Origin of the sequence: Paenibacillus sp. GCM10023252, assembly GCF_042653305.1 — a bacterium.
GTDB lineage: Bacteria > Bacillota > Bacilli > Paenibacillales > Paenibacillaceae > Pristimantibacillus.
On the sequence record NZ_JBHSHW010000033.1, the window covers coordinates 1 to 2374 of the forward strand.

Consider the following 2374-nt stretch of genomic DNA (forward strand, 5'->3'; position numbering starts at 1 on the left):
CAACCTTTCGCTCTTGCGGCTCTTTAAGGATACAATTTGAATGATCCATGAAGTGACCGTAAACACGAATAAGGAAATGAGCAAATGAGTGATGTTTATTTTCTCATTAAATGCTAAGTTCGCGGATATAGCACCTAAAATGATAGCAGTAACGAATTCATGAATATTCATATTCGACAAAGTCTGTTTGCCAATTAGCCTTGTAATAGCCAATAGAATCAGAAAAGCAGCAATACTTCGAAATAAAATGACGATATGCTCTGTCATTAGTGTTCCTCCAGTACAACAGTCAGTATAGGCATATTTTGTTCATTGGCTATTCATTTATTCTCACCATTTGAAATGTAGTGAATATGATGACATGTGCCTACCATCTGCGGACCATGGAGGAAAGTTATGAATGTTGTGAATCCTTATTGGAGAGCTCCTTCCCTTGTGCCTGTCTGGCTCACTACTCCCCAGCAGGCAGTTGAATTGATTAAGGAGTCTGTGCAAGGAGAACGGAATGACGAACTGTTTTATGATCAGTTGATCAAGATGGCACCGAATGCACAGCAAGCTGCCATCATCGCCTCGATAAGAGACGATGAACGGGGTCATAATCGTATGTTTAGGCAAATGTACAAGGACTTAACCGGCTATGAAGTTACAGGGACATTGAACGAAGATAATCCTATCGTGACTACGTACATGAATGGATTACAGCAAGCGTTCGAGGGTGAATTAGCCGCGATTGAGAAATATAGAAAAATCTGGTTTGGGCTTCCGAGTGGTATCTATAAGGATACCATTTACGGCATTATCGTGGATGAACAGAAGCATGCTGCTAAGTATAATAATTTGCTTTTGCGTAATTTAAACACCCGGTTCAGTTGAACCGGGTGTTGTCTGTCCTTAAGACTTCAACTTTTATAAGTTTTTGAGTTTTTAATGAGATCATCGCAGAAAGCCGCTACGTCTGTGCCCGTCACTTCGAGTACGCCTCTCCCCATGTTCGCTCCCTCTTCGAAGAGATCAACGATTCCCGAGAGCAAGCTTGATCCATCGGTTAGCTCTACAGGTCCAACCTTGAACAGATAGTTCTGAATCTCTTTATAGACAATCCGATAATCTTGCGGGAGACCTTTTACACGAGCCACATGCGCTCGCCACTCTTTTTTGCCATTCATGATATCCTGAATACTCATATATGCTCCTCCTTTTTCTTACCTAGTTTTTTAGCAATTGTATCGTTAAGCTGTTGACGCCACTTGTCGCGATAGGACCTCACCCCTTCTTCGCCGGCCAGCGCTGAGCAGAAGCCTCTGATATCATCACCAAGCACCTCATGAACACGCTGGCCGTCAGCTGCCGTCTCTTCGAGCAGACCAAGCACACCGTCAAGAATAGGCATGAGATTGCGACCAGTGAAGTTGGAATGCGGCCATAGATAAGCATTGATTTCAGCCCAAGCCGTTTGATAATCCTTCGGCAGTTTTTTGGCTCTAAGCTCGAATTGCTTTATTTCTTTAGTCAAGTCGCTTCCAGTGATTTTATCCCATACATTCATTGTTTTTTCTCCTTTAGCTCGTTGATTTTTGAGGATACGAATTCCCACTTCTCCCAGAATATTCTCAGCTCCTCACGCCCAGCATCATTGATTGCAAAAAACTTTCGCGGCGGTCCCATATCAGACGGTTTCTTGGTCACTTCCACCAGCTTGTTTTTTTCAAGCCGAATCAGGATCGTGTACACGGTTCCCTCCACAACATCTGTGAATCCAAGGGCATTCAGCCGCCGCGTAATTTCGTAGCCATAGGTCTCATTACGGCTAATAATTTCTAGGACGCAGCCCTCGAGCGAGCCTTTGAGCATTTCAGTTAGATTATCCAGCACAATCACTCCTAGCTATTCAGTAAGACTTGTATTCAGTATCACTTATTACAGGTATATAGTATCACGCAGTAGTGGACCTGTCAACAGCATTCCCAGTGTGTCACAACCATTCAAGTGTCATCGCAATTGCCAGCACACCTGAGATTTCGCATCATTACTTGGGGCAAGAAAGTCGCTCGACATTACACTACTCAACTACAGATCCAACGGTTTACTTAGTCGATCAGGATAGAAATCTAAATAAAGCTTTCCATCTGTACCCTTCACGGCGTAAAAGACATCACTAATTGAACAACCTTTGTTCCGGATAGCCTTTTCAATTACCTCGGGTCCCATATTGGCTTCGCGCAAATTTTCGGGAATCAGCCTGCCCTCCATAATGAGTTCAATTGGATACCTAGATTTCATCGCAGGTGTTGATCCTGGTTGTAGGATTGATTGAGTTTGCTGTTCGATTTGTAACTGCGATTGATAATCTTTCAGCGTGAAGGTCCGATAT

5 protein-coding genes and 1 pseudogene are annotated in these 2374 nt (G+C 43.4%); 1 reads left to right on the forward strand and 5 read right to left on the reverse strand.

Translation table 11 applies throughout. The features are described 5' to 3' along the window. Positions 1–267: pseudogene (locus ACFO9Q_RS19535) on the reverse strand (hypothetical protein); the annotation flags it as partial. Between the two features lie 129 nt (positions 268–396). On the opposite strand from ACFO9Q_RS19535, the gene ACFO9Q_RS19540 reads away from it, so the two are divergent. Further along, entirely contained in the window at positions 397–876 is a 480-nt protein-coding gene (locus ACFO9Q_RS19540) for a ferritin family protein (RefSeq protein ID WP_379185251.1), read from the forward strand. Between the two features lie 26 nt (positions 877–902). Here ACFO9Q_RS19540 and ACFO9Q_RS19545 read toward each other — a convergent pair whose 3' ends face one another. The 4 genes from ACFO9Q_RS19545 to ACFO9Q_RS19560 form a co-directional block, all read right to left on the reverse strand. Further along, positions 903–1187, reverse strand: coding sequence for a DUF1048 domain-containing protein (locus ACFO9Q_RS19545; RefSeq protein WP_379185253.1), 285 nt, complete (start codon positions 1185–1187; stop codon positions 903–905). Further along, entirely contained in the window at positions 1184–1549 is a 366-nt protein-coding gene (locus tag ACFO9Q_RS19550) for a DUF1048 domain-containing protein (RefSeq protein WP_379185255.1), read from the reverse strand. The genes ACFO9Q_RS19545 and ACFO9Q_RS19550 overlap by 4 nt, the downstream gene beginning before the upstream one ends. Beyond that, positions 1546–1854, reverse strand: coding sequence for a PadR family transcriptional regulator (locus ACFO9Q_RS19555; RefSeq protein ID WP_379185258.1), 309 nt, complete (start codon positions 1852–1854; stop codon positions 1546–1548). The genes ACFO9Q_RS19550 and ACFO9Q_RS19555 overlap by 4 nt, the downstream gene beginning before the upstream one ends. A 216-nt stretch (positions 1855–2070) precedes the next feature. Continuing rightward, on the reverse strand, positions 2071–2374 hold a 304-nt coding region (locus ACFO9Q_RS19560), incomplete at its 5' end, for a YetF domain-containing protein (protein WP_379185257.1).

What these genes read in the sequence shown, in the direction of transcription:
- ACFO9Q_RS19540 (WP_379185251.1), top strand. Translation starts at nt 397, where the DNA reads ATGAATGTTGTGAATCCTTATTGGAGAGCTCCTTCCCTTGTGCCTGTC.
- ACFO9Q_RS19545 (WP_379185253.1), bottom strand. Translation starts at nt 1,187, where the DNA reads ATGAGTATTCAGGATATCATGAATGGCAAAAAAGAGTGGCGAGCGCAT.
- ACFO9Q_RS19550 (WP_379185255.1), bottom strand. Translation starts at nt 1,549, where the DNA reads ATGAATGTATGGGATAAAATCACTGGAAGCGACTTGACTAAAGAAATA.
- ACFO9Q_RS19555 (WP_379185258.1), bottom strand. Translation starts at nt 1,854, where the DNA reads ATGCTCAAAGGCTCGCTCGAGGGCTGCGTCCTAGAAATTATTAGCCGT.